The 26,116-nt window shown below is 59.7% G+C and carries 27 protein-coding genes, 1 tRNA gene and 1 pseudogene; 10 read left to right on the top strand and 19 right to left on the bottom strand.

Annotated features, from left to right (window positions below; genetic code table 11):
• Positions 1-18: 18 nt before the first annotated feature.
• A pseudogene (locus ACMTA2_RS08270) lies at positions 19-795 on the bottom strand (MCP four helix bundle domain-containing protein); the annotation flags it as partial.
• Between the two features lie 342 nt (positions 796-1,137).
• On the opposite strand from ACMTA2_RS08270, the gene ACMTA2_RS08265 reads away from it, so the two are divergent.
• Entirely contained in the window at positions 1,138-1,404 is a 267-nt protein-coding gene (locus tag ACMTA2_RS08265; protein WP_253478440.1) for a short-chain dehydrogenase, read from the top strand.
• Between the two features lie 541 nt (positions 1,405-1,945).
• On the opposite strand, the gene ACMTA2_RS08260 is transcribed toward ACMTA2_RS08265, so the two are convergent.
• From ACMTA2_RS08260 to dapA, 8 genes are all read right to left on the bottom strand, one after another.
• Entirely contained in the window at positions 1,946-3,031 is a 1,086-nt protein-coding gene (locus ACMTA2_RS08260) for a type I restriction endonuclease (protein WP_413794458.1), read from the bottom strand.
• A 240-nt stretch (positions 3,032-3,271) separates the two neighbouring features.
• Positions 3,272-3,580, bottom strand: a complete 309-nt coding sequence (locus ACMTA2_RS08255; RefSeq protein ID WP_158455315.1) for an addiction module antidote protein — start codon at positions 3,578-3,580, stop codon at positions 3,272-3,274.
• A gap of 2 nt (positions 3,581-3,582) precedes the next feature.
• Positions 3,583-3,726, bottom strand: a complete 144-nt coding sequence (locus ACMTA2_RS08250; protein WP_413794457.1) for a hypothetical protein — start codon at positions 3,724-3,726, stop codon at positions 3,583-3,585.
• A gap of 314 nt (positions 3,727-4,040) precedes the next feature.
• Positions 4,041-4,130, bottom strand: a tRNA-Ser gene (locus tag ACMTA2_RS08245).
• Positions 4,131-4,213: 83 nt separating this feature from the next.
• Entirely contained in the window at positions 4,214-4,927 is a 714-nt protein-coding gene (gene purC, locus ACMTA2_RS08240) for a phosphoribosylaminoimidazolesuccinocarboxamide synthase (RefSeq protein WP_018606833.1), read from the bottom strand.
• Positions 4,928-4,954: 27 nt separating this feature from the next.
• A complete protein-coding gene (locus ACMTA2_RS08235; RefSeq protein ID WP_413794456.1) occupies positions 4,955-5,713 on the bottom strand; it encodes an MBL fold metallo-hydrolase in 759 nt (252 codons plus the stop codon).
• Between the two features lie 4 nt (positions 5,714-5,717).
• Complete coding sequence (gene bamC / locus ACMTA2_RS08230; RefSeq protein WP_413794455.1) at positions 5,718-6,833, bottom strand: NlpB/DapX family lipoprotein; 1,116 nt, start codon at positions 6,831-6,833, stop codon at positions 5,718-5,720.
• Between the two features lie 17 nt (positions 6,834-6,850).
• A complete protein-coding gene (gene dapA / locus ACMTA2_RS08225; RefSeq protein WP_413794454.1) occupies positions 6,851-7,729 on the bottom strand; it encodes a 4-hydroxy-tetrahydrodipicolinate synthase in 879 nt (292 codons plus the stop codon).
• Positions 7,730-8,043: 314 nt separating this feature from the next.
• Between dapA and ACMTA2_RS08220 the strand changes: the two genes are divergently transcribed.
• Together ACMTA2_RS08220 and ACMTA2_RS08215 are read left to right on the top strand one after the other, a co-directional pair.
• Positions 8,044-8,604, top strand: a complete 561-nt coding sequence (locus ACMTA2_RS08220; RefSeq protein WP_003184325.1) for a glycine cleavage system transcriptional repressor — start codon at positions 8,044-8,046, stop codon at positions 8,602-8,604.
• A 10-nt stretch (positions 8,605-8,614) separates the two neighbouring features.
• Positions 8,615-9,088, top strand: coding sequence for a peroxiredoxin (locus tag ACMTA2_RS08215; RefSeq protein WP_024616115.1), 474 nt, complete (start codon positions 8,615-8,617; stop codon positions 9,086-9,088).
• Between the two features lie 136 nt (positions 9,089-9,224).
• Here ACMTA2_RS08215 and ACMTA2_RS08210 read toward each other — a convergent pair whose 3' ends face one another.
• Complete coding sequence (locus ACMTA2_RS08210) at positions 9,225-10,295, bottom strand: AI-2E family transporter (protein WP_413794453.1); 1,071 nt, start codon at positions 10,293-10,295, stop codon at positions 9,225-9,227.
• 31 nt (positions 10,296-10,326) lie between these two features.
• The gene (locus ACMTA2_RS08205; protein ID WP_053120054.1) at positions 10,327-10,566 is read right to left on the bottom strand and encodes a sulfurtransferase TusA family protein; all 240 of its coding nucleotides are present in this window, start codon (positions 10,564-10,566) and stop codon (positions 10,327-10,329) included.
• Positions 10,567-10,663: 97 nt separating this feature from the next.
• Between ACMTA2_RS08205 and ACMTA2_RS08200 the strand changes: the two genes are divergently transcribed.
• The gene (locus ACMTA2_RS08200; RefSeq protein ID WP_413794452.1) at positions 10,664-12,097 is read left to right on the top strand and encodes a M48 family metalloprotease; all 1,434 of its coding nucleotides are present in this window, start codon (positions 10,664-10,666) and stop codon (positions 12,095-12,097) included.
• Between the two features lie 61 nt (positions 12,098-12,158).
• On the opposite strand, the gene ACMTA2_RS08195 is transcribed toward ACMTA2_RS08200, so the two are convergent.
• From ACMTA2_RS08195 to rpoE, 4 genes are all read right to left on the bottom strand, one after another.
• A complete protein-coding gene (locus tag ACMTA2_RS08195) occupies positions 12,159-13,589 on the bottom strand; it encodes a DegQ family serine endoprotease (protein ID WP_413794451.1) in 1,431 nt (476 codons plus the stop codon).
• 235 nt (positions 13,590-13,824) lie between these two features.
• Positions 13,825-14,772, bottom strand: coding sequence for a MucB/RseB C-terminal domain-containing protein (locus ACMTA2_RS08190; RefSeq protein WP_413794450.1), 948 nt, complete (start codon positions 14,770-14,772; stop codon positions 13,825-13,827).
• A 12-nt stretch (positions 14,773-14,784) separates the two neighbouring features.
• Positions 14,785-15,372 (bottom strand): sigma-E factor negative regulatory protein, encoded by a 588-nt coding sequence (locus tag ACMTA2_RS08185; protein WP_046065129.1) that lies wholly within the window; start codon positions 15,370-15,372, stop codon positions 14,785-14,787.
• Positions 15,373-15,403: 31 nt separating this feature from the next.
• Positions 15,404-15,985: an RNA polymerase sigma factor RpoE/AlgU gene (rpoE, locus tag ACMTA2_RS08180; protein ID WP_003172477.1), complete on the bottom strand. Its 582-nt coding sequence runs from the start codon at positions 15,983-15,985 to the stop codon at positions 15,404-15,406.
• Between the two features lie 558 nt (positions 15,986-16,543).
• On the opposite strand from rpoE, the gene nadB reads away from it, so the two are divergent.
• On the top strand, positions 16,544-18,160 hold the full coding sequence (nadB, locus tag ACMTA2_RS08175; RefSeq protein WP_413794449.1) for an L-aspartate oxidase: 1,617 nt from the start codon (positions 16,544-16,546) through the stop codon (positions 18,158-18,160).
• On the opposite strand, the gene ACMTA2_RS08170 is transcribed toward nadB, so the two are convergent.
• Both ACMTA2_RS08170 and ACMTA2_RS08165 read right to left on the bottom strand, forming a co-directional pair.
• Complete coding sequence (locus ACMTA2_RS08170; protein WP_413794448.1) at positions 18,129-18,581, bottom strand: protein YgfX; 453 nt, start codon at positions 18,579-18,581, stop codon at positions 18,129-18,131. The genes nadB and ACMTA2_RS08170 overlap by 32 nt on opposite strands.
• Positions 18,565-18,819: an FAD assembly factor SdhE gene (locus ACMTA2_RS08165; RefSeq protein WP_003184348.1), complete on the bottom strand. Its 255-nt coding sequence runs from the start codon at positions 18,817-18,819 to the stop codon at positions 18,565-18,567. Before ACMTA2_RS08165 ends, ACMTA2_RS08170 begins: the two co-directional genes overlap by 17 nt.
• A gap of 148 nt (positions 18,820-18,967) precedes the next feature.
• Here ACMTA2_RS08165 and ygfZ point away from each other — a divergent pair, with 148 nt between their 5' ends.
• Entirely contained in the window at positions 18,968-19,909 is a 942-nt protein-coding gene (gene ygfZ, locus ACMTA2_RS08160) for a CAF17-like 4Fe-4S cluster assembly/insertion protein YgfZ (protein WP_413794447.1), read from the top strand.
• Between the two features lie 35 nt (positions 19,910-19,944).
• Complete coding sequence (locus tag ACMTA2_RS08155) at positions 19,945-20,766, top strand: HDOD domain-containing protein (protein ID WP_413794446.1); 822 nt, start codon at positions 19,945-19,947, stop codon at positions 20,764-20,766.
• Between the two features lie 180 nt (positions 20,767-20,946).
• Here the strand turns inward: ACMTA2_RS08155 and ACMTA2_RS08150 are convergent, their stop codons facing one another.
• Complete coding sequence (locus tag ACMTA2_RS08150; RefSeq protein WP_413794445.1) at positions 20,947-22,338, bottom strand: sensor histidine kinase; 1,392 nt, start codon at positions 22,336-22,338, stop codon at positions 20,947-20,949.
• Positions 22,331-23,002: a response regulator gene (locus ACMTA2_RS08145; RefSeq protein WP_413794444.1), complete on the bottom strand. Its 672-nt coding sequence runs from the start codon at positions 23,000-23,002 to the stop codon at positions 22,331-22,333. The genes ACMTA2_RS08150 and ACMTA2_RS08145 overlap by 8 nt, the downstream gene beginning before the upstream one ends.
• Positions 23,003-23,236: 234 nt before the next feature.
• Between ACMTA2_RS08145 and ACMTA2_RS08140 the strand changes: the two genes are divergently transcribed.
• The 3 genes from ACMTA2_RS08140 (at position 23,237) to ACMTA2_RS08130 (ending at position 26,116) form a co-directional block, all read left to right on the top strand.
• Positions 23,237-24,529, top strand: a complete 1,293-nt coding sequence (locus tag ACMTA2_RS08140; RefSeq protein ID WP_413794443.1) for an OprD family porin — start codon at positions 23,237-23,239, stop codon at positions 24,527-24,529.
• 77 nt (positions 24,530-24,606) lie between these two features.
• Positions 24,607-25,599, top strand: a complete 993-nt coding sequence (locus tag ACMTA2_RS08135; protein ID WP_003198777.1) for a Bug family tripartite tricarboxylate transporter substrate binding protein — start codon at positions 24,607-24,609, stop codon at positions 25,597-25,599.
• 55 nt (positions 25,600-25,654) lie between these two features.
• Complete coding sequence (locus ACMTA2_RS08130) at positions 25,655-26,116, top strand: tripartite tricarboxylate transporter TctB family protein (protein ID WP_413794442.1); 462 nt, start codon at positions 25,655-25,657, stop codon at positions 26,114-26,116.

Genomic DNA, 26,116 nt, shown 5'->3' with positions numbered 1-26,116 from the left:
CAATGGCTGCAACTTGTCGAGAAAACGGTTGAAAGCACTGCCGAGTTGGCCCAATTCATCGGCCGAGCGTACCTCGAGACGCCCTTTCAAATCGCCACCGCCTTCGGCAATCTGCTCAACGCGGTGCAGCAGTCGACGCATAGGGTTCAGCACCACCAGTGGCAGGACGACAAGCACGAGGATGCAGCTGAGCAGGCCGATCAACAGAATCCCACCCTGTTGCACGCCGACGGCCTCGCCGTTTTCAATCGCTGCGTCGCCTTCGCGATGCGACGCCGCATCTTCCAGTTCACCCAGCTTGTCGATGGAATCCCGCATGGTTTCGAACAGGCGCTCGCTGTCACCAAAGCTCAGGGCACTGGCGCCCTGCGGATCACCTACAGACTGCTCGAGGACGCGCCGCGAAACCTGCATCCATTTCCCGAAGCTGTCATTGAACTGACTGACCAACGCCTGCGCCTCGGCACCGGGCTGCATCGCGGCATATTTCTGAACGCGGTCATAAGCCTGCTTCGCATTCTCGCCATGACTCGCGCTCAGGGCTTGCAGATGTTCCTTGGCATGACCATCCAGCAGGCTGCGCTCGGCGACAAAAGCTTGGTAGAGATCGCGGTCGGCATTGAGCAACAAGCTGATGGCCGGCAGATAACGCTTGGTCAATTGCGTGCTGGAGTCAGTCACCTGACCGATGCCGCGCATGCCCGTCCACCCCATCAGCACCAGCAACACAGCCAGGAAAGCGATCGGGAGGGTGATTTTCCAGCGAAAGCCCAGATCGGCAAAAAACCGCAGCATGGTGTCACTCCTTACACGGGGGGAATACCTGCCTATCGGCAGCCTTGTCTTGAGCTATAGACCATTAGTCTAATTGTTACAACGCTTTGGGTCTGGCAGACACCGGGGTTATGCAGGTCGCGGAGGGGGTTGGGCGGGATAAAAAAGGCGGGGGGAGGCAATTGCTGCGGGGAATTTTCTGACATTTCCCGCCCACATAATTTAGGGACTTTTCTGACTCCTCATCTGATTGATGATTTCTCCAGCGAGGCCCTATAGTCCAAGCGTCGTTCGTAAGAGCGGCTTGGGTTTGGCGACTCAATGACAAATGGTAAGAAAGCCCTCGATCAAATGGAGTTTGAAATGAATAGATACATGGCTCTTACCAGCAATGCCGACGATCAACCCCTCTTCGTCGATACCTCTGCGCCTTTGCACATCCTGCTCGACACGGCGGGCTATAGAATTCGCGCGGTCACCCAGCTTTTAGAGAACCTCGCAATGCGAGGGGACATTCCGAGCGACTCAGTGGTCCTCCAGGACTTTGCACAATTGTGCTGCATCTCCTTGAGGGATGGTTGCGACGTGCTCGATGTCATCGCCCGACGCTTGGATGCGGAACCTGTCTAGGGATAATACTTGTCAGTTAGACGTAATGTCTGTGGGAGCAAAGCTTGCTCGCGATAGCGGTAGAGTCGCCAATATCGTTGTCAGCCGGCTTACCTCAATCGCGAGCAAGCTTTGCTGCTTAACTGATTGGCGTTGACCCTAGGAGCTCATTTCGTCGAAACGAGCATGGTTCGATGACACCGAAACCCTCCGGGTTACCCGGAATCGATTAGTCACATAACCAATCAGCATAAATACACACACCTTGGAGGCTCCGATAGCTACCACAAAAAAAGTCGAAAAAGCGCGCAGAAAAGTCACTCACGAAGAGCTGACATTTCTTCACGTTCGACAAGCTGCACGTGATGGTCAGAAAGTGTTCGATAAATTTGTAATCACTGGCAAGCTTCCTATTGAAAAGTAGACTGGATGCCAGCCGTAAAAATCTCTGCCATTCTTGGAGAACGGGGACCTACCACGGTTATGTGTTTGATCTCCGAATAGTCGTCGGTAAATCGTATATTCCCGTCCTTGGGTTTGAAAAAGACTGGAGTTTATTAATTCAAGACTGCCCGTGATAAAAGGCAATCGTCTCTTTTAAGGACTCCGAAAACTCATAAATTTGATCGAGCGAATCAATAGGATGTCGAGTTTCATTTTTGTCTTTGTCAAAAATACCTAAATATTTTTGGGTTCTATTGAAGTGGAGTCTGGCGATTGGCTTTCGATTGTTATCGTCCAATAAAATCCCAAAGTAGCTCTGAGTGTCTCTGTGTGCGATTCGCTTCGAATCGATTACTGTGCGCACTATCGCTTTTATGATATGGAAACCCTCCAGTTCCTCCATCGTAGTAAGGACTCGATCCTCAGGCGCATCGTTTGTTTCAGGCTGGCTCTCGGATACAACCCGTTCAGCTGGAGTCGGTAGCGGAACACCGCTGATTGCGGACTTCAGGCGATCATTAATTTGATCGTTTAGGAACTGAGATGCAGCTTTTTTGGTAAGAAGCGCGAACTGCTCTCTTACTTTTTGAGTGATCACACCTTCATAGATTCGAGAAGCAAAGAAGCGCACAAAATCATCATCGGGCTGGGTAAACTGGGAGGCCATTTCCCTTTTTATCTGTCCTACGTACTTTAGTTCACCTGCCGCATTAATGATTGACTCAACGTCAAATGCGGATTTTGTGAGTTTTTGCAGCTCAGGTATCACGTGTTCGTCGACATCTAAAAGGTCTATTTCCAAAAATGGCTTTTCATCCATTTTGTTTGGAGCATCTAAATCGGTGAAAAATCTGTAGAATCTGCCGTTTGTTAAGATTGATATTCTTGCAGTAGTGACATGGAAATATCTGAATAACTGGCTCGCATGATTTATATTCAGCGATTCGCCAATTTTTTTAGTCTCAATAAGAATCTGAATTTGGCCATTTTTCAGGATCGCATAGTCAATTTTTTCGCCTTTTTTTGTACCAACATCACATATATATTCGGGCACGACTTCGGATGGGTCGAAAACGTCATAGCCAAGCACTGTGTGAATGAATGGCATTACAAAAGCAGTCTTAGTTGCTTCCTCAGTTTGGATTGTTGATGCTAACTGATTCACCTTCGCCGACATTGCGTTCAAGCGCTCTATAAATTCCATTTCCTAGCTCCGTAGCCATTTTCCCGAATGGGCCAATAGAGGCTTAACGCTACTACTTGTTAGGTTCGGTCGATACTGGATTTTCGTCCACGTTGGATACCCAAACAGTTTTAGAGCAATAACCAGTCCTCATGTAACGAAAAAACGGGGAAAGCGGGGACAGACCACGATTAGACAGGCTGATTACAGATGGACTCACAATCGTGGCCTGTTCCCAGCCTCCGCTGTCCAATCCACTCTTCAGACAGGTGAATGATTAACCGCATGCCCAGGCTGCGCATGAAGATCAATACCTAGCGCATGAATGACCTTGAGTACGGTATCGAATCTCGGTTTTGATCCGGGGGCGAATGCCTTGTACAAGCTTTCTCGCCCCATGCCGGAGTCTTTAGCAATTTGCGCCATGCCTCGGGCCTTGGCTACATAACCGATCGCTCGGAGAAACTCCTCGCTATCACCATCAGCCAACACCTGGGAAAGGTATTCACTGATTGCTTCGTCGCTATCGAGTAATGCAGCCATGTCAAATGTCGTCAGGTGTTGGCTCATGCTCAAATCTCCGAAACACCATCACCGACAGGTTTTCCTGCTGCGGCGCGATCAATGCGGCGGGCGATAGCGATTTTTGCTCGCAGATCACGAACCGATGAATGCCAAGAAAGTAACGTCTGCGTTTGCTGAATGAGATAACTCATGGGTAAACGTATCCAGTTGGATACTGAAAATCAAGATGCTGATGCTAGTCATCCCCCCGTATTCTCAATCAGGGCGGGGGAAAGAAACGGGAACAGATCACGATCTGATGATGAGTGAACTCAAACTGTGGCCTGTCCCCAGTCTTTCAAATCGAGGCGAAAATCATAGGTCAGGCGATCCGCGCCCCGACGTTCATGTTCGCGATGCTGCCGCACAATCCATGTCGCCGCGTTCGCCATACGCGACAATACGCCAAAAACGAAAAAGCCCCTGAAATGTTCAACCATTTCAGGGGCTTAGTCGTATTCAATTATGGCGGAGAGATAGGGATTTGAACCCTAGGTACTGTCGCCAGTACAACGGATTTCGAATCCGTCCCGTTCGGCCACTCCGGCATCTCTCCAGTGGCGCGCATCATACCAGCACATTCGCCGGAAGCGAACCCCCGAGCGAAATTTTTTCCGTGCTATCAGATGCTTGCGTCGATTACAGCGGTACACCCAGACGCTGGGCGACTTCTTCGTAGGCTTCGATGACGTCACCGAGGCCCTGGCGGAAGCGGTCCTTGTCCATCTTCTTCTTGGTGTCCTTGTCCCAGAGACGGCAGCCGTCCGGGCTGAATTCGTCGCCCAGGACGATGGAGCCGTCGCTGAACACACCGAATTCAAGCTTGAAGTCCACCAGCAGCAGGCCGGCGTCATCGAACAGCTTGGTCAGCACTTCGTTGACCTTGAGGGACAACTCCTTCATGCGGACCAATTGCTCGGCGGTGCCCCAACCGAATGCCACGACGTGGGATTCGTTGATGAACGGGTCGCCCTTGGCGTCGTCCTTCAGGAACAGCTCGAAGGTGTAAGGGTTGAGCTTCATGCCCTCTTCCACGCCCAGGCGCTTGACCAGGCTGCCGGCGGCGTAGTTACGCACGACGCATTCGACCGGGATCATGTCCAGCTTCTTGACCAGGCATTCGTTGTCGCCCAGCAGTTTGTCGAACTGGGTCGGCACGCCGGCGGCTTCGAGCTTCTGCATGATGAAGGCGTTGAACTTGTTGTTCACCATGCCCTTGCGGTCCAGCTGTTCGATGCGCTTGCCGTCGAACGCCGAGGTGTCGTTGCGAAACAGCAGGATCAAGCGGTCAGCGTCGTCGGTCTTGTAAACCGACTTGGCTTTGCCGCGGTAGAGTTCTTCACGTTTTTCCATGATGGGCTCCGCTTGCTAAGTAGTGGGCTAGGCGATATGTCGCCAGTCGAGCCCTGAATCTTGATCGGCCAGTTGCAGCCAGTCCGGGTCGCACCCGAGGGTGTCGACAAAACATTGCCGGGCCAGCTGCGGCAGGTTGTTCTTGCTGCTCAGATGGGCCAGGACCAGGTGTTGCAAGCCTTGCCAGCCCAACTCGGCCACCAGGAACGCGGCCTGGTGGTTGTTCAAATGTCCGTGCTCCCCGCCTACCCGCTGCTTGAGAAAGTACGGGTAGTAACCACGGGCCAACATGTCACGGCAGTGGTTGGACTCGATCATCAACGCATCGAGGTCCCGGTAACTGTCCATCACCCTGTCGCAATACGACCCCAGGTCGGTCAGCAACCCGAAGCGCCGCTCGCCGTCGCTGAACACATATTGCGTGGGTTCCCGGGCATCATGCGCCACGCTGACCACGCTGATGTCCAGGCCACCGATACGCAGCTGCTCGCCACCGGCCACGAAACCGGCCGGCTCGAGGGGCTTGCGCAGGCCTTCCAGTGTCCCACGGCTCAGGTACACCGGCAGATTGTAGCGCCGAGACAGCAAACCCACGCCATGCACATGGTCGGCATGTTCGTGGGTCACAAGTATCGCGCTCAGTTGCGCCGGGTGCACACCCAGGCGCAACAGGCGTTTCTCGGTTTCCCGCAGGGAGAAACCGCAATCGACCAACACGTATGTGCCAGCGCAGGCGACCAGCGTGCCGTTGCCCTGGCTACCGCTGCCGAGAACGGCAAAACGCATCGAATCAGCCCAGGTTATCCTGAATCACGCTCAACACCTTGCGAGCCACATCGGCCGGCGCCACGGTATTGATGTTCTTCTCGACGGTGACCTGTACGTTGTCGCCGACCTTGCTCAGGCGAACCTGATAACGCTCGGCGCGGGCCTCGATTTCTTCCTTGTCCGGCTTGCTGCCGAACAGGCCACTGAAGAAACCAGGTTTCTCGTCTTTCCTCTCGGCCTTTTCAGCGAGGTTGATGTAGTACAGGCCCAGGCTGCGGTTGATGTCTTCAACGCGCCACTCACCCTGCTCCAGCGCGCGGCCAACGCTCGACCAGGCACGGTCCAGGTCGGAGCCGACGTTGAGCACCGGGTTGCCACTGCCGTCTTCGCTCAGGCTGACGCGGCTCGGCGCGTCGAACTCCTTGGACGCCAGCATCGAGACCGAACCACCCTGCTCCGCGTTACGACTCATGCTGGCGAGCATGTCGTCCACCAACGCAGCGTCGAGGCCGGTATTGACCGAACGGTTGGTGAAGGCCACGTCGGCGGTGCTGCCGGCAGGTCGCTCGGCGCTGACCACATAGACCTCACTGGTGTTGCGCTGCACGCCCGGCTCGATACGCACCCGCACGCGGGTTTCGCTGTCGGCCGTGACACCGGCGGCGCTCATGCGCTTGGCCATGGCGGCGGACAGCTCATCGGAGCGCTGCCAGGTGGTGGTGAACTCGCCGGTTTGCGGGCGCTGCTCGTCCAGGCGGAAACCGTTGTCCTGGAAGAACTGGATTGCCACGGGCCAGACTTCGGCCGGTGGATGCTGGCCCATGACCCAGCTGGAATCGCCACTCTTCTGCAGGGTGTAGTCGCTGGCATCGGCCACGGCCGACAGCGGCTGCGGACGCGGGACGATGTATTCGCCCTTGACGCTGTCGTCCGCGACGTTGCGCGGAATCGGCAACAGCGGATCCAGGCGCTTGGCGACGTTGACGTCTTGCGGCAGTTGCATCGGTGCAGTCTGTTGCGCTTGCAGGTAGTCGCTACCACGGTCGCGGAAGTAACCTTCCGGCCCCCAGATCCATCCGCAGCCGCTGGTGCTGGAGATAATCAAGGCAAGTGCGGAAAGTCCGGCCATTCGCTTCATGCGTTGTACTTCCTCAATTAAACCAGGACGCCGGACTGGCGCATGGCCTGCCGCAGCGGTTCGTGACAGGGGGTGCTCAGCCAGGTCAGTGGCAGGCGGATGCCTTCGTGCATCAGGCCCATTTCAACCAAGGCCCACTTCACCGGAATCGGGTTGGCCTCGATGAACAGGTCCCTGTGCAACGGCATCAGTTTTTCGTTGATGGCCCGTGCGGCCTCGGCGTCGCCCTTGAGCGCGGCCTCGCACAGGTCGGCCATTTCCCGCGGGGCAACGTTGGCAGTAACGGAGATGTTGCCCTTGCCACCCAGCAGGATCAGCTCGACCGCTGTCGGATCATCGCCGGACAGCACGATGAAGTCCTTGCTCACGCCATCGAGGATGGCCTTGGCGCGCTTCATGTCGCCGGTGGCTTCCTTGATGCCGATGATGTTCGGCACGGTGGACAGGCGAATCACGGTCTCGGCCTGCATGTCGCAGGAGGTGCGGCCGGGAACGTTATAGAGGATCTGCGGGATGTCGACGGCTTCGGCAATGTGTTTGAAGTGCTGGTACAAGCCTTCCTGGGTCGGCTTGTTGTAGTACGGGACGACCAGCAGGCAGGCGTCGGCACCGGCTTCCTTGGCGTTGCGGGTCAGCTCGACGGCTTCGCGCGTCGAGTTGGCACCCGTACCGGCGATGACGGGGATGCGACCGTTGACCTGCTTGACCACGGCACGGATGACTTCGATGTGCTCATTGACGTCGAGGGTCGCCGACTCGCCGGTGGTACCGACGGCGACAATGGCATGGGTGCCGTTTTCAAGGTGGAAGTCCACGAGTTTGCTGAGGCTGGCCCAGTCAAGATGCCCTTGTGCATCCATGGGTGTGACCAGTGCCACCATACTGCCCGCAATCATGAAACCGCTCCTGCCGGAAAAAGAGAGCGGTAATGGTACTGGCGCCAAGATGCTTGTACAAGCGAACTACCATTCCCCTTGGCGATGGTTTTCGCTACCCTTCAGGCTTTGATCGGTACCGACAAGCTCATACGCCGGTTTCCAGCCTCCGTTTTCGACGCCACAAGCCCCGATCCTGGGTTTTTCCTGGTGCATTCCTGCTGTCACGGAATGCAGCGCAACCCCGGGCACAAGGCTTGAGCCGTTCGTTTTCCCGGGCCGGGCCCGTGTCGAGCGGCAAAAGTACCGACCGCTCATCGCTTTAGGAATGCTGCATGTCCACCCCCACAGTCCGCGAACAATTCCTTGTTATCAGTGCCCTCGGCGCCAACCCCATGGAGCTGACTAACGTCCTGTGCCGCGCCAGCCATGAAAATCGCTGCGCCGTCGTGACCTCACGCCTGACCCGCCACGGTGAATGCAGCGCACTCGTGCTTGAGATCTCCGGCAGCTGGGACGCCCTGGCGCGCCTGGAGGGCAGCCTGCCAGTGCTGGCCAAGAAGCATGCCTTTACCGTCAACGTCGTGCGCAGCGCCGCCCTGGAGAACCGTCCCCAGGCCCTGCCCTACGTGGCCTACGTAAGCTCGGCCTACCGTCCGGACATCATCAACGAGCTGTGCCAGTTCTTCATGGACCACCACGTCGAGCTGGAAAACCTGACCTGTGACACCTACCAGGCTCCACAGACCGGCGGCACCATGCTCAATGCCACGTTCACCGTGACCCTGCCCGCCGGCACCCAGATCAGTTGGCTGCGCGATCAGTTCCTGGATTTCGCCGATGCGATGAACCTGGATGCCCTGATCGAACCGTGGCGCCCACAAAACCCAATGTAAGGAAGCGTTCATGGCCGTTGCCGTCGACCAGCCAGTTACCGATTTCCAGGCACCCGCCACCAGCGGGCAGACCATCAGCCTCGCCGCCCTCAAGGGCAAGCAGGTGGTGATCTACTTCTACCCCAAGGACAGCACCCCGGGCTGCACCACCGAAGGCCAGGGTTTTCGCGATCAGTATGCGCAGTTCCAGGCCGCCAACACCGAAGTGTTCGGCGTCTCCCGGGACAGCCTCAAGTCCCACGAGAACTTCAAGTGCAAGCAGGAATTCCCGTTCGAGCTGATCAGCGACAAGGACGAGGCCGTCTGCCAGCTGTTCGACGTGATCAAGCTGAAAAAGCTCTATGGCAAGGAATACCTGGGCGTTGATCGCAGCACCTTCCTGATCGACAAGAACGGCGTGCTGCGCCAGGAATGGCGTGGCGTGAAAGTGCCCGGACATGTGGATGCGGTGTTGGCGGCGGCCCAGGCCCTCAACAAGGGCTGAAATTCTCGCTGCCTGTACTGGCGCCATCGCGAGCGAGCTCGCTCCCACACTGGATTGGTGGTGTTAATCAATCCCTGTGGGAGCGAGCTCGCTCGCGATGGCGCCATCAACCTCACCGACTCATTCAGATTGACCGCTACAACAACGGCGCCACAATCGGCTCCTTGCTCGGCCACGCATCCAGCACCGCCTTGAACAACGTCGCCAGGGGAATCGCAAAGAACACGCCCCAGAACCCCCACAGCCCGCCGAACAACAGTACCGCACAGATGATCGCCACCGGATGCAGGTTCACCGCCTCGGAGAACAGCAGCGGGACCAGCACGTTCCCGTCCAGGGTCTGGATAATCCCGTAGACGGCCATCAGGTAGATGAACTGATCGCTCCAGCCCCACTGGAACAGCGCAATCAAAGCCACCGGCACGGTCACCACCACGGTGCCGACGTAAGGCACCACCACCGAAATACCCACCAGCAGCGCCAACAGGGCGGCGTAATTGAGCCCCATGGCCACGAAGCCGATGTAGGTCACGCCGCCGCAGATGAAAATCTCGATGACTTTTCCGCGAATATAGTTGGCGATCTGCCGATTCATTTCCTGGGCCACACGGGTGATCAGCGTCCGCTCGCGCGGCAGATAGCCCCGGACCCAACGCCCGATCATTTCCCGATCCTTGAGAAAGAAAAACACCAGGATCGGCACCAGCACCAGGTAGATCATGATGTTGACCAGCAGCGGCAGGCTGGACAACGAAAACGTCAGCGCCCACTGGCCGAACTTGCCAATCTGCCCGCGCACCACTTCGATGGTCTGCAACACCTGCTCATCGGACACCAGGTGCGGATAACGCTCGGGCAGCAGCAACAACAGGGATTGCCATTTGGCGAGCATCCCTGGCAACTCGTTGAACAAGGTCACCAACTGGTGCCAGAGCAACGGCACGATCACCACGATAAACACCACCAGCACGCCCATGAACAGGGCGAACACCAGCCCGACGGCCGCGGCGCCGGGCAACCTCAGGCGTTCCAGCGTCGTGACCAGCCCTTGCATGAGGTACGCCAGCACCATCCCCGCCAGCACGGGCGCCAGCATGCCGCCCAGGGTGAGCACGGCGGTAAAGGCCAGGAACAGCAGCACTGCCAGGACCACCGCTTCTTCATCGGAGAAGTAGCGCTGAATCCAGTCGCGTAACACTTTGAACATTAAAAATCCTTAAGAGGCGCTGTCTTTTTTTTCAGGCCTTTTTCAGCCAGTAACGGTAGACGCCGTTTTCGTCTTCTTCACGCAGCAGCGTATGACCGGCCAATCGCGCGAAGGTGCGAAAGTCACGTTGCGAGCCCGCATCCGTGGCAATCACCTTGAGCACACTGCCGCTGGCCAGGCGGTTGAGTTCCAGCTTGGCCTTGAGCAATGGCAACGGACAGTTCAGGCCACTGGCGTCCAGTTCGGCATCGTGGGCTACAGCATCAGTCATGGGGCGCTCCGCGGCAGGTCGTTGAGCCGCCTAGAATATCTGGTCCCGGGCCCGGTGTCCGGCTACAGTAGGGTCTTTGTCAACTAAGGCCTCGTGCATGACATTTCTGCGCCCCACCCTGCTGACGCTCGCTTGCCTGCTTGCCTCACCGGGCTTCGCCGACGACCTGCCGTCACTTGGCGATGCCAGTTCTGCCATCGTCTCGCCAGAACAGGAGCACCAACTGGGCCGTGCCTGGCTGGCCCTGTTGCGCAGCCAGGTTTCACAACTCAACGATCCACAGCTTAAGGATTACGTCGAAACCAGCGTCTACAAGCTGGTGGAAACCAGTCAGGTCAACGACCGGCGGCTGGAGTTCATCCTGATCAACAGCCCGCAGCTCAACGCCTTCGCCGCGCCAGGTGGCATCGTCGGGGTCAACGGCGGCCTGTTCCTCAATGCGCAGACCGAAGGCGAATACGCCTCGGTCATGGCCCACGAACTGGCGCACTTGTCACAACGCCACTTCGCCCGCGGTGTCGAAGCCCAGCAGCGCATGCAAGTGCCAATGATGGCCGCACTGCTGGCCGGCATCGTGATTGCCGCCGCCGGTGGCGGTGACGCCGGGATCGCGGCCATCGCCGGGACCCAGGCCGCCGCCATTCAGGAACAACGGCGTTTCTCGCGTCAGAATGAACAGGAAGCCGACCGCATCGGCATCCAGAACCTGGAAAAGGCCGGCTACGACCCGCGCTCCATGCCGACCATGTTCGAGCGTCTGATGCGCCAGTACCGGTTCGACGCCAGGCCCCCGGAATTCCTGCTGACTCACCCGGTGACCGAGTCCCGGATCGCCGACACCCGCAACCGCGCCGAACAGGCCAAGCCGGGGGGCATCGAGGACAGCGTGCGTTATCAACTGATTCGCGCGCGGGTCCAACTGATCTATGAAGAAACCCCGGGCCTGGGCGCCAAGCGCTTCCGGGCACAGCTGGATGAGAACCCGAAGAACGACGTGGCGCGCTATGGCCTGGCGATCGCGCAGATCAAGGGCGGCCAGCTAAATGAAGCACGGGAGAACCTCAAGCCGTTGCTGGCCAAATCGCCCAACGAGATCATCTACAACCTGGCCCAGGTGGACCTGGACATCACCAGCAACAAACTGGCCGACGCTCAATCCCGCGTCGACCGAATGCTGGGCCAGTACCCCGGCAACTATCCGCTGAACCAGGTACGCGTCGACCTGCTGCTCAAGCAGAACCGCCCCGCCGATGCCGAGAAGGCCCTGGAGTCCTTGCTCAAGACCCGCCCGGACGACCCGGATGTCTGGTACATGGTGGCCGAAACCCGCGGGCTGTCGGGCAACATCATCGGCCTGCACCAGGCTCGTGCCGAGTACTTCGCGCTGGTGGGCGACTACCGTCAGGCCATTCAGCAGTTGGACTTCGCCAAACGGCGCGCCGGCACCAATTTCCCCCTGTCGTCACGCATCGATGCCCGGCAACGGGAACTCATGGAGCAGGAACGCATGGTCAAGGACATGATGGGCTGAGCATTTGCCAGACAATAAAAAACCGCCTCTATCGAGGCGGTTTTTTTGAGTCGCTAACCGGTCATTCGGCCAGCTTGAAGGTGATGAAGCTTGCACGCCCCTGGCGCAGGACCCGCATCGAGACCGAACGATTCTTCGGCAACGCCTTGGCGATGTCGGTGAACTCCTTGGCGGAACCGATGGCCTGGTTGTTCAGGTGCGTAATGATGTCGCCCGGCTGAAGGCCGATCAGGGCGGCAGGACCATCCTGCACCTCCTTGATCACCACACCGCCCTGAAGCTCCAGGGTGCGCTTCTGCTCTTCGGTCAGTTCGACCACGGCCACGCCCAGGCGGTTGCTGCTGCGCTCGACACCGGACTTGGGCAGCGAATCCAGCTCCTTGCCCTCCTCAGGAATCGCGCCAACGGTCAACTCGACGTTCTTGCGCTTGCCTTCGCGGATCACTTCCAGATTGGCTTTCGCGCCCGCCTTGAGGGCACCCACAAGGTGCGGCAGATCGGCGGACATGACGATCGGCTGACCATTCATGCTCAGGATCACGTCACCCACTTGCAGGCCGCCCTTGGCAGCCGGGCCACCTTCCTGGATCTGCGCCACCAGCGCACCGGCCGGTTTTTCCAGCCCGAACGACTCGGCCAGGTCCTTGTTCACTTCCTGGATCACGACGCCCAACCAGCCACGGCTGACCTTGCCTTCGCTTTTCAGTTGGTTGGACACGTCCATGGCAACGTCGATCGGAATCGCGAAGGACACGCCCATGAAGCCGCCCGAACGGGTGTAGATCTGGGAGTTGATGCCGACGACTTCACCCGCGAGGTTGAACAGCGGGCCACCGGAGTTACCCGGGTTGATCGGCACGTCGGTCTGGATGAACGGCACGTAGTTTTCGTTCGGCAGGCTGCGACCGATGGCGCTGACAATACCCTGGGTCACGGTGTGGTCGAAGCCGAACGGCGAACCAATGGCCACCACCCATTGCCCGGCTTTCAGGTCCTGGGATTTGCCCAGCTTGAGCACTGGCAGATCCTTGCCGTCGATTTTCAACAGTGCCACGTCGGAGCGCGGGTCGGTGCCGATCAGCTTGGCCTTGAGCTCGCTGCGGTCGGCCAGGCGTACCAGGATTTCGTCGGCATCGGCGATCACGTGGTTGTTGGTCAGGATGTAGCCATCAGGCGAAATGATGAAACCCGAGCCCAGGGATTGCGCCTCGCGCTGGCGACCACCGCCGGGCGAACGTGGCTGCTGCGGCATGCCGCGCTCGAAGAACTCGCGCAGCATCGGCGGCAGGCCCTCGAGGTCGGGCATTTGCTGATCCGATACGCGGCGATCCGGCAGCTTCTGGGTCGTACTGATGTTCACCACCGCGGGCGAAGCCTGCTCGACCAGTTGCGTGAAATCAGGCAATTCGACCGCCGCGGCAGGAACGGCCTGGCCGAGCACCAGCACGGTGGCAAAAATGGAGAGATAGGTTTTCAAGCGTGGTATCGACATACGGCTCCCGTTACGACGAGCATGGTTAAGCGATATGGAGCAAGGAATACCAGGGAAAAGATACGCCGGTATTTTTGTTCCGGAAACAGACAAGGCCAGAGCCGAGCGGCTCTGACCTATAGAAAAAAAACTGTTTTTTTGCAAATGAAAATACTGACAGGAAGTTTCGGCATTTCGATCAAACCCTGACGGCATCAGCCTCTCGCGCAAGCGAACCACCTGCGCAATCAGCCAGCTATTGAGTCGCCGTGACGTCGGAACGCATGGAGAGCGCGATCCGTTCCGCCGTACCGATCGGGATCTCACCGACCACCGTGACCATCATCTCGCCCTGGGGCGTCGTGAGCCTGCGGGAAACGGCAGCCGTCGGACCGAGCTGGGTGCGGGTATCGGTGGCGTTGGCACCGTTCAACGGCTCCAGGAACACCGAGAAGCGCGCCAGGCCGTCGTCATACATCAAGCTGCTGACCTGAACCTGGGTGTCCGGGTCCTTGCGCGCCGTACTGCTGGTCAGTTCGAAGCCAGGCGGTAGCCAGTCCGAGTGCCAGGCGGCCTTCGACGCAACCGCCTTACCGGGATCTTGCGCCACAGCCTTGCATTCGGCGCTGGCCTGCAGGTCACCGTCCGTGGGCACGGCAACGTTCAAGCGGGTGAACTGGAAGCGTTCGAGCAACTGGCCCTTGTCATTGAGCAACAGGGACTTGAGCGGCAGGCCGGTCTCTTTATCCAGGTGCAGCTCGAAGCCATAACGATGCTGGTCCTTGGGCGTCAATGCCACGATGACCGCTCGACGCCCGGCCACGCGCGACTCGCCAATGACGGCCAGGTCATACCAATTCTTGAGTTTTTGCGGATCGAGCGCACGTGAAGTGCTGTCCGGCGTATTGCCAAGCCCCGCAATCAAGGAGCCGCTGACGCATTGAGTATGTCCATCAATGCGCAGGACTTCCTGTGCCGAGCCGTCGAGCTGAAGCAACCGCTCGCGGACTTTGCCATCCTGGACGCGATGCCAGATGTTATGGGTAGAAAAACTACCGTTGCGCTCGTAAACGAAAGTGCCCTGGAAGCTCTGCTGTTGCTCGGCTTGACTCAGGCGGTTCAACCAGTCCTGAGCCTCATCGGCATGGGCTGGAATTGCACACCAGCCACCAAGCAGAAGCGTAAATAGAGGTATGGCGCGCAATGGCTTTCCTTATTAACGGTTTTCCAGGCTGGCGGCACGGGCGTAGGGCAACGCGCTTTCGGTACCTTTCAGGGCAGCTTGCTGGGCATGCTGACGCAGGTAGTTGGGCAGGCGCTGATCATGCCAGCCAGGCTGGCCTTGCAGAACACCGTTGACCATCGGGCCTGCGGTTTCCGAACCTTCGCTGTAACCGGCCAATACCGCTGGGCCTTTGACCTGTGGAGCGACCAAGCCAGGCTGGTTGGACTGCTGCGCCATCTGCACGCCAGCAATCTCATCCTGGTTGTACAGGCGCACACCCGCCAGCACGGCAACGGTGACTGAGGCAGCCACTGCCAAGCGACCCAGGCTGCGCCATGGTCCGCGGGAAGCCTTTGCCGGTACGGCTTCGTCAGCCAATGCTGCAGAAACGGCGGCGGCGATGTCCAGGCGGGGAAGCAACAAGTCCTTGTGCATGACAGCCCGGGCGATCTGGTAACGAGCCCAGGTCTCACGTGTTTCAACATCGTCGAAGGCATTCAATACCCGACGCAATTCAAGTTCGTCCGCTTCGTTATCCATAACTGCGGACAGCGATTCCTGCAGGGCTTCACGACTCATGGCGTTCCTCTCTTGGCTGTCGCCGCTGTCTCTAGTTTTCCTGCAACAACGGTTGCAGGGCTTTATCGATGGCCTCCCGAGCGCGGAAAATCCGGGAGCGCACGGTGCCCACAGGACATTGCATGACGCTCGCAATGTCTTCGTAACTCAGACCGTCGAACTCACGTAAAGTTAAAGCCGTACGCAAATCTTCAGGCAACTGCTGAATGGTTCGATGGACGGTGCCTTCGATCTCATCCCGCAGCAACGCACGTTCCGGTGATTCGAGATCCTTGAGGCCATGATCGCCATCGTAGAACTCGGCATCTTCAGAACTGACATCGCTATCCGGCGGCCGGCGGCCGCGTGAAACCAGATAGTTTTTCGCCGTGTTGATGGCGATGCGGTAAAGCCACGTGTAGAACGCGCTGTCCCCGCGGAAATTACCAAGTGCGCGGTAAGCCTTGATGAAGGCTTCCTGAGCAACATCCTGCGCTTCATGGGTGTCGTGCACGAAACGCACGATCAACCCGAGAATTTTGTGCTGGTATTTCAGCACTAGCAGATCGAAAGCTCGCTTGTCGCCGCGTTGGACGCGCTCGACCAGCTGCTGATCCTCTTCCTGGGTTAGCATGAACACTCCTCGATAAGCTCGAAGGAGGCTTGCATTACTAATTGTCCGGGCTTGCAAACATAGACTCGGGCTTTTCGCAAAAGTTCTCCCCCTTCCAAGCAAGTTTCCGGCGCGCTCTGATCTCGGCACGCACGAAAAACGCAGCAGGAGATTCCCCGGCTGCGCGAATAATCTGTCGCCGGGCCTGTTGGCAGAGACCTCAATTGAAATCTCGCACCCACCCGACGCTGCTCCCTTTTGCAGACAACCGTCTATTGAACGTAGGCGCTTGGCAAAAGTTCCCGCTATTTATAGCGCTGTGAATAGAATAATGGGCAACCATGACGGGATAAACAGCGTTCTGTCCTCGAAACGGCGGCCTTTGTCGATTCAAAGAAACACGGCGACCCGACGAAGCGTGTCGCTTTTCTGTCACGCTGGTTTCATATTGCCATGAATGCCCGACTATTGTGCCGATCCCCCCCTCTATATACTAGTGGGCTGCGTGGCTGCCCGACCCGTTGAAGCGGTGTCTGGCGCCAACCCCGACCCGGGTCGCCTTGAGCGGAAACCATTCGAATGAGCCAACAGTTTCAACACGATGTTCTGGTAATCGGCAGCGGAGCCGCTGGATTGAGCCTGGCCCTGACCTTGCCTGCGCATTTGCGCATCGCAGTACTGAGCAAGGGCGACCTGGCCAACGGTTCGACCTTCTGGGCCCAGGGCGGCGTCGCCGCCGTGCTGGACGACACCGACACCATTGAATCCCATGTCGACGACACCCTCAACGCCGGCGGTGGCCTTTGCGATCCGCAAGCGGTGCGTTTCACTGTCGAGCACAGCCGGGAAGCCATCCAGTGGCTGATCGACCAGGGCGTGCCGTTTACCCGTGACGAACAATCGGGCACGGAAGACGGCGGTTTCGAATTTCACCTGACCCGTGAAGGCGGCCACAGCCATCGGCGCATCATCCACGCGGCCGACGCCACGGGTGCGGCGATCTTCAAGACCCTGCTCGCCCAGGCTCGATTGCGGCCAAACATCGAATTGCTGGAACAGCGCGTCGCGGTCGACCTGATCACCGCGAAACGCCTGGGCCTGGAAGGTGATCGCTGCCTCGGCGCCTACGTGCTCAACCGCAGCACCGGCGAAGTCGACACCTACGGCGCGCGCTTCGTCATCCTGGCGTCCGGTGGTGCTGCGAAAGTCTACCTTTATACCAGCAACCCCGACGGCGCCTGCGGCGACGGCATCGCCATGGCCTGGCGTTCGGGTTGCCGAGTGGCGAACCTGGAGTTCAACCAGTTCCATCCCACCTGCCTCTATCACCCGCAGGCCAAGAGTTTCCTGGTCACCGAAGCCCTGCGGGGCGAAGGGGCCCATTTGAAGCTCCCCAACGGCGAACGTTTCATGCAACGCTTCGACGCCCGCGCCGAACTGGCACCACGTGACATCGTCGCCCGGGCCATCGACCATGAAATGAAGCGCCTGGGTATCGATTGCGTCTACCTGGACATCAGCCACAAGCCCGAAGCGTTCATCAAGAGCCACTTCCCGACGGTGTACGAGCGCTGCCTGGAGTTTTCCATCGACATCACCAAGCAACCGATCCCGGTAGTGCCGGCAGCGCATTACACCTGCGGTGGCGTGATGGTCGACCAACGGGGCCGCACCGACGTGCCTGGCCTGTACGCCATCGGCGAAACCAGCTTCACTGGCCTGCACGGCGCCAACCGCATGGCCAGCAACTCGCTGCTGGAATGTTTCGTCTACGCCCGCTCGGCGGCGGCAGACATCCTCGAGCAAATGCCGCAGATCGCCATTCCGGCCGCCCTGCCCTCGTGGGACGCCAGCCAGGTCACCGACTCGGACGAAGACGTGATCATTGCTCACAACTGGGACGAACTGCGGCGTTTCATGTGGGACTACGTGGGCATCGTGCGCACCAACAAGCGCCTGCAACGGGCGCAGCATCGAGTGCGCCTGCTGCTGGATGAAATCGACGAGTTCTACAGCAACTACAAAGTCAGCCGCGACCTGATCGAACTGCGCAACCTGGCCCAGGTGGCCGAACTGATGATTCGCTCAGCCATGGAGCGCAAGGAAAGCCGGGGACTGCATTACACCCTCGACTACCCGAACCTGCTGCCCGAGGCGCTGGACACTATCCTGGTGCCGCCCACCTACGCCGACTGAACCGGAGTCGCACCCGCAGGCGCCGATGGACGTCCGGCGCCAGTGCGTCGCGGGGCACGCACAGCGAGCGGACCCGCCGCTCGCCCTGCAGGCGAAAGCGCAGCACGATGATCGCCGGCAGCGCCAGGCTATCAGGGCGCAACTGCACAGCCCGCCAGCCGTCGGCCCGGCTCCAGAGCTGCCAGCCCGCGGCATTGCGACGCAACCCGCAAAAGGCCCGGCGATGGGTCAGCAATACTTGTCGAGGAATCACCCAGGCACCATGGGCCAGGCACACGATGACGCCAGGCACTGCGCACCAGGACGGCACGGACAACAGGCACAACGAACCCAGGGCGAACGCCTGGGCCAGCAGGTAGGCCGCCAGCAGTTGCCCGGAGGCCTGCCAGCGGCATTCGAAGCGATTACTTGGGTTGGACACGGTCCAGGATCATCCGGACCATGCGCTGCAGCTCAGGGTCTTCGGATTCGCTGCGTTCCATGAACCAGCCGAACATATCCTGATCCTCGCACTCGAGCAGGCGGACATAGCACGCACGGTCCACTTCATTGAGATGGGGATAGACCTCTTTCACGAACGGCACCAGCAACACGTCCAACTCGAGCATGCCGCGGCGGCTGTGCCAGTAGAGGCGATTCAGTTCAACATCTTCGACCATGGAGCGCTCCTCAAATAGAGCGCAAGTATACAGGCCCCGCCGCAGCGAAACAGACGGTTTTGGTCGGGCACACCGATCCTTTGTGAACTACCCATTTCAAGGGCGTCCCCTTATGATGTGTACCAGACTTTTTACCCTGCGATGACCCATGGCTGATTTCGCTTTTTTCTGCACCCTCTCCCACGAAGGCGTCCTCGCGGTCCGCGGCGTGGATGCCAGCAAATTCCTGCAAGGCCAACTGACCTGCAACCTCGACTACCTGAGCGACAGCCGGGCCAGCCTCGGCGCCCGCTGCACGCAGAAAGGCCGGATGCAATCGAGCTTCCGCATTCTGCTTGAGGGCGATGGAGTGTTGATGGCCATGGCCACCGAACTGCTCGAACCGCAACTGGCGGATCTGAAAAAATATGCCGTGTTCTCCAAATCCAAGCTCACCGACGAAAGCTCCGCCTGGGTGCGCTTCGGCCTGGAAAACGCCGACAAAACCCTGGCTGGCCTGGGCCTCGAACTGCCAAGCGACACCGACAGCGTGGCACGCCATGAAGCCTTGATCGCTATCCGCGTTTCTCCTGGCCGCGCCGAATTGTGGGCCCCCGCCGAACAGGCTCAAACGCTTCGAACCCGCCTGGGCGCAGAACTGGCCGAGGCGGACCTCAACCCCTGGCTGCTGGGCCAGGTCCGTGCCGGGATCGGCCAGGTCATGCCGGCCACCCGCGAACTGTTCATCCCACAGATGCTCAACCTGCAAGCCGTCGGCGGCGTCAGTTTCAAGAAAGGCTGCTATACCGGCCAGGAAATCGTCGCCCGCATGCAATACCTGGGCAAGCTCAAGCGGCGCCTGTATCGCCTGCAACTGGACGCCAGCGAACTGCCGGAGCCCGGCACAGCGCTGTTCTCCCCGACGCACGGCAGTTCCATCGGCGAAGTGGTGATTGCCGCCCGCAGCGAAGGAAACATTGAACTGCTGGCGGTATTGCAGGCCGAAGCTGCAGAAGATGACAATCTGCACCTCGGTGCCCTGGAAGGCCCTCGCCTTCAATTGTTGGACCTGCCTTACGAACTGGACCGCGACCGCGAAATCCAGCGCTGATCGCAGCATTTGTCGCAACACCCTAGAGAACCGAAATGAGCGATTTGGCGGAGAAGGTCCAACGGGATTTGGTGCAGGCCATCGATAATGATGACCTGGTTCTGCCAACATTACCGGAAGTGGCCATGCAGATTCGCCGGGCCGCCGAAGACCCGGAAATCAGCGTCATCAACCTGAGCAAAGTGATCGGCCGCGATACGGCCCTCTCGGCACGCCTGATCAAAGTGGTCAACAGCCCGCTGTTGCGCGCCACCCAGGAAGTCACTGACCTGCACACGGCCATCACGCGACTGGGCGTCAATTACAGCAGCAACCTGGCCATCGGCCTGGTGATGGAACAGATTTTCCATGCACGCTCCGAGGTGGTGGAGCTGAAGATGCGCGAAGTCTGGCGCAAAAGCCTGGAGATCGCCGGCGTCAGCTATGCGCTGTGTCGCGGCTACACCCAACTCAAGCCCGACCAGGCCGCACTGGGTGGACTGGTGCATCAGATCGGCGTGCTGCCGATCCTCACGTATGCCCAGGACAATAATGAATTGCTGTCGGACCCGGTCAGCCTCAACCACGTCATAGAGACGATTCACCCAGTGCTGGGGGACAAACTACTCAGTGTCTGGGAGTTTCCGGAGCGGCTGGTGAAGCTTCCGGGGTTGTACCTGGATTTCAGCCGGGACTCGCAGCAAATCGATTATGTCGACCTGGTGCAGGTCGCCGCGCTGTATTGCTACAAAGACACCGACCACCCGCTGTCCAGGATTGACGTGTTCGGCGTCCCGGCCTTCAAGAAACTGGGCATCGACCCGGAGAACAACGCCCGGTGCGCGGATATCGAAGCAGCGCGGTCGATGTTCTATTGAGCCCCAGGCTGACAACCACGAAACCTGGATCCGACGCTGACCTGTGGCGAGGGGATTTATCCCCGCTGGGCTGCGAAGCGGCCCCAACTGGCGATTGCGGCCTATTCAAACAGACGGCAAGGGGCGCTTCGCGCCCCAGCGGGGATAAATCCCCTCGCCACAACAGCGTCCGCCACTGGCTTAATCTGAACCTGGAATAAAGCTCACCCGCACCTTCAACCCACGCGCCTGCCCGTCGTGCAAAGTGATCTGCGCCAGATGGGCGCGGCAGATTTCACCGACGATCGCCAACCCGAGCCCCGAGCCGGCCACTTGCTGGTTGCGTCGATAGAATCGCTCGAATACCCGGTCCCGTTCGTGCAACGGAATGCCCGGGCCGTCGTCCTCGACTTCCAGCACGGCCGGCGCAGACACCCGCAGGATCACGTTGCCGCCCGACGGAGTGTGGGCCAGGGCGTTGTCCACCAGATTGCTCAACAGCTCGTTCAACAAGGTCGGCTCGCCCCGCAGCCATACCGGCTCATCGGCCTCCAGGGCCAGCGCCACGCCACGGGCATGGGCCAGCGGGGCCATGGCCATGCCCAGCTCACGGGCCAACTGGCTGAGATCGAGCAACTGGGCGCCACCTTCGGCAATGGCCCGGGCGCCATTTTCCACTCGCGCCAGGGACAGCAACTGATTGGCCAGGTGGGTCAATCGATCGGTCCCCTGGGCCGCGCTCTCCAGGGTTTCACGCCAGGTCGCCGGCTCGCTGGCGCGCAAGCCCAGTTCCAGGCGCGCTTTAAGCGCGGCCAAGGGCGTACGCAGTTCATGAGCGGCATCGGCGATGAACTGCGCCTGACGCTCGAATTGCCCGCGCAGACGCTCGGTGAAATGGTTGAGGGCGCGCACCAGTGGCCATAACTCGTGCTGCACCTCCACCAGTGGCAACGGCCGCAGATCGTCCGGCTGACGCTCCTCCACCGCCGTGCGCAAGCGCTCCAACGGGCGCAACGCCGCGCTGACCGCAAACCACACCAACAGCAGCGCGCCCACGGCCAGCATGCCCAGGCGCAACAGCGTGTCGGCCATCAGGCCGCGGGCCATGCTGACCCGCGCCTCTTCGGTCTCCGCCACGCGAATTTCCGCCATGCCATTCATGTTCGGCTCGCTCACCGCCTTGAGCAGGCTCACCACCCGCACGTCCTGCCCCTGGTATTGAGCGTTATAGAAGCGCGCCAGGGCCGGGTAATCGTCCGTACGGGGCGTCCCGGGCGGCGGACCGGGGAGGTTTTCGTAGCCGGAAATCAACTTTTTGTCGATGTCGTTGACCTGGTAATAAATGCGTCCGGCGCTGTCGTAGGCAAAGGTGTCCAGGGCCACGTAGGGCACATCCGCGCTGAGGCTGCCATCGCGCTGGGACAGGCCCGCGGCGATGGTCCGGGCCGAGGCCAGGAGAGTCCGGTCATAAGCGGTGTCCGCCGCTTCGCGACCGTTCCAGTAGGCGCTCAAGCCGCTGGCGAGCATCAATACCACCAGCAACAGTGCGAGGTTGCGAAGCAGCCGCCAGCGCAGGCTGTCGGGCTTATGCATGACGGTTTTCCAGCAGGTAACCCAAGCCGCGGAACGTCACGATCGCGACCGCATGCCCGTCGAGTTTCTTGCGCAGGCGGTGGACGTAGATTTCGATGGCGTCAGGGCTGGCCTCTTCGTCCAGGCCGAACACCTGGGCCGCCAGCTGCTCCTTGCTCATCACCCGCCCCGGCCGGGCAATCAACGCCTCCAGCACGGCTTGCTCGCGGGATGTCAGGGTCAGCAACTCATCGTCGAGGGTAAAACGACGGGTGTCCAGGTCATACACCAGCCCGCCACATCGCTGCTGTCGTTCGCCGCCCAGTACGCTGCGGCGCAACAGCGCCTTGACCCGGGCCTCCAGCTCAGTGAGTTCGAATGGCTTGGCCAGGTAATCGTCGGCCCCCAGGTTGAGGCCATGGACGCGGTCCTTGACGTCGCTGCGGGCGGTGAGCATCAGCACGGGCAACGTCTTGCCGCGCGCCCGCAGACGCGCCAGCACCTCGAAACCGTCCATGCGCGGCAGCCCGACATCGAGGACCGCCACGGCGTATTCCTCGCTGCTCAAGGCCAGGTCGGCCGCGACGCCGTCGTGTAGCACATCCACGGTCAAACCGGTGCTCTTGAGCGCCTGGGCAACGCTTTCGGCGAGCTGCAGATGGTCTTCGACGAGCAGGACACGCATGGGTTATTCCTCGGTTCAGGGATGGCCGGCGCCATTCTTTGGCGCGGAGTTTACAGCCGCATCCGTCACTGTGAAGCCAAAAAACACGCTGAAAGCTTTTGAAAGGTTAGTGAAAGGTTGGGCCGTTAGAGTCCTCCCACGGATGGTTTCAACTGCCCGTCGCGACGCACATCGCGAACGAAAAACGCCTCGACGCGTTTTCGCCCTATAAAAACAATAAAGCGGAGTACCACCATGCTGTCCATGCAGCCCCAGGCCCCAGCGCCCGCTCGCCTTTCCCGCTTCAACCAGACCGCCCTGGCCAGTGCCGCCGCCCTCGCCGGCTTTTCGCCGATGAGCCAGGCTGCCTTCATCGAAGACAGTACGGCAACCTTCGAAACCCGCAACATGTATTTCAACCGCGACTTTCGCGACGGCACCAGCGCGCAGCAATCCAAGCGTGACGAATGGGCCCAGGGGTTCATGCTCAACCTGCAATCGGGCTACACCGACGGCACCGTGGGATTCGGCATCGATGCATTGGGGATGCTCGGGGTCAAGCTCGATTCCAGCCCGGACCGTACCGGCACCGGCCTGTTGCCCACCCATGATGATGGCCGCGCCGCTGACGAATATTCCAAGCTGGGCCTGACCGGCAAAGTGAAGATCTCCGCCACCGAGCTGAAAATCGGCAGCCTGATTCCAGAATTGCCCATCCTCAAGCCCAACGACGGGCGCATCCTGCCGCAGACCTTCGAAGGCGGTCTGTTGACCTCCAACGAAATCAAGAACCTGACCTTCACCGGCGGCCGCTTGAACAACGCCAAGGATCGCGACGACACCAACTACGAGGACATCGCCCTCAACAACAAGAACGGCCGCTTCACCGGCAGCGTGGCCGGCGAGCATTTCAGTTTTGGCGGCCTGGACTACAAGTTCACGGACAAGATCACCGGCCGTTACCACTTCGCCCAACTCAGCGAAGTCTACAACCAGCACTTCCTCGGCCTGGTCTCTTCCCACGCCATCGGCCCCGGTACGTTCAGCACCGACCTGCGCCTGGCGATCAGTGATGACCAGGGTGAGGCACGCGGCGGCGAGATCGACAACAAGTCCCTCAACGGCCTGGTGAGCTACGCTTTGAGCGGCCACAAGTTCAGCGCCGGTTACCAGCACATGTCCGGCGACAGCGCCTTCCCTTATGTCGATGGCAGCGACCCGTACCTGGTGAACTTCGTGCAGATCAACGATTTCGCCGGGGCCGACGAGCGTTCCTGGCAGGCACGCTATGACTATGACTTCGGCAAGCTGGGGATCCCGGGGCTGAGCTTCATGAGCCGCTACGTGAGCGGCGACAACATTTCGCTGCGCAACGGCGACAGTGGAAAGGAATGGGAACGCAACAGCGAGATCAAGTACGTGGTGCAAAGCGGCACGCTCAAGGACGTTGCCGTACGCCTGCGCAACGCGACCTACCGTTCCAACTATTCGGCCCGCGATGCCGATGAAATGCGTCTGCTGGTCAGCTACAGCGTCGCACTCTGGTAACCGACGGCTGTCGGGGCCGCAAGGCTCCGGCATCACCCAACCTGCAACACACAACAACAACTCCTGTGGAGACAACAATGAACCTATCACTGCGTAAAGTAGCCCTGGCCGCCGGATGCCTGATGTTCGCCGGGCAGTTGCTCGCCGCTGATCCATCCAAAGAACCCAAGCGCCCCGAATGCATCGCCCCGGCGGCACCGGGCGGCGGTTTCGACCTGACGTGCAAACTGGCGCAAAGCGCGCTGGTGAACCAGAAACTGCTGACCAAACCCATGCGCGTCACCTACATGCCCGGCGGTGTCGGCGCGGTGGCGTACAACGCAGTGGTCGCCCAACGCCCGGCCGACGCCGGTACGCTGGTGGCCTGGTCCAGCGGTTCGCTATTGAACCTGGCACAAGGCAAGTTCGGTCGTTTCGATGAAAACGCCGTGCGCTGGCTGGCGGCCGTTGGTACCAGCTACGGCGCCATCGCGGTGAAGAGCGATTCGCCCTACAAGAACCTCGACGATCTGGTCCAGGCCCTGAAGAAAGATCCAGGCTCCGTGGTGATCGGTTCCGGCGGCACCGTCGGCAGCCAGGACTGGATGCAAACCGCGTTGATCGCCAAGGCTGCCGGCATCGATCCGCGCAAACTGCGCTACGTGGCGCTTGAAGGCGGCGGTGAAATCGCCACTGCCCTGCTCGGCGGCCATATCCAAGTGGGCAGTACCGACATCTCCGACTCCATGCCGCACATCCAGAGTGGTGACATGCGTCTGTTGGCGGTGTTCTCCGACAAACGCCTGGACGAGCCGGAAATGAAGGACATTCCGACGGCCCGTGAACAAGGCTACGACATCCTCTGGCCAGTGGTTCGCGGCTTCTACCTCGGGCCGAAGGTCAGCGATGAAGACTACGCCTGGTGGAAGGACGCCTTCGACAAACTGCTGGCTTCCGAAGAGTTCGCCAAGCTGCGTGACCAGCGCGAGCTGTTCCCGTTCGCCATGACCGGCCCGGAACTGGATGCCTATGTGAAGAAACAAGTGGCTGATTACAAGGTGCTGGCCAAAGAGTTCGGCCTGATCCAGTAACCGTCTCTGTTCTCGCGGCGGCGCTGGTACTGTCGGCGCCGCCCAGGAGTTAGTCATGCTCACCATCCAACGTATTTTTGCCGCAGTGCTACTGCTGGCCTGTATCGGCCTGGCGCTGATGGCCTGGCCGTACCAGGCCGCTTTTTCCTACGAACCGGTCGGCCCGCGCGCCTTTCCATTATTGATCCTGGGACTGATGGGCCTGGCACTGTTGTACATGCTGTTTCGCCCTACGCCCGTCGTGCACAGCGAGGACGACCCGCAACTGGACCGTGAAACCCTGCAGAAAATCGGCATCTGCGTGGTGCTGCTGCTGGTCTTCGCCGGGACCTTCGAACCCTTGGGCTTCATTCTTGCCAGCATCCTGATCGGCGTGCCGATGGCGCGCCTCTACGGCGGTCGCTGGGTACCCAGCGTGGTGATCATCAGCCTGATGGCCATCGGTCTTTATCTGTTGTTCGACAAGGTGATGGACGTTCCGCTGCCCCTGGGCCTGCTCGACGTTCTGGAGAATTGA

This window comes from Pseudomonas medicaginis (genome assembly GCF_965119365.1).
In the GTDB taxonomy this organism is placed as follows: domain Bacteria; phylum Pseudomonadota; class Gammaproteobacteria; order Pseudomonadales; family Pseudomonadaceae; genus Aquipseudomonas.
Note: the sequence above shows the minus strand (reverse complement) of the source record. Positions and strands in the feature narration are given on the sequence as shown.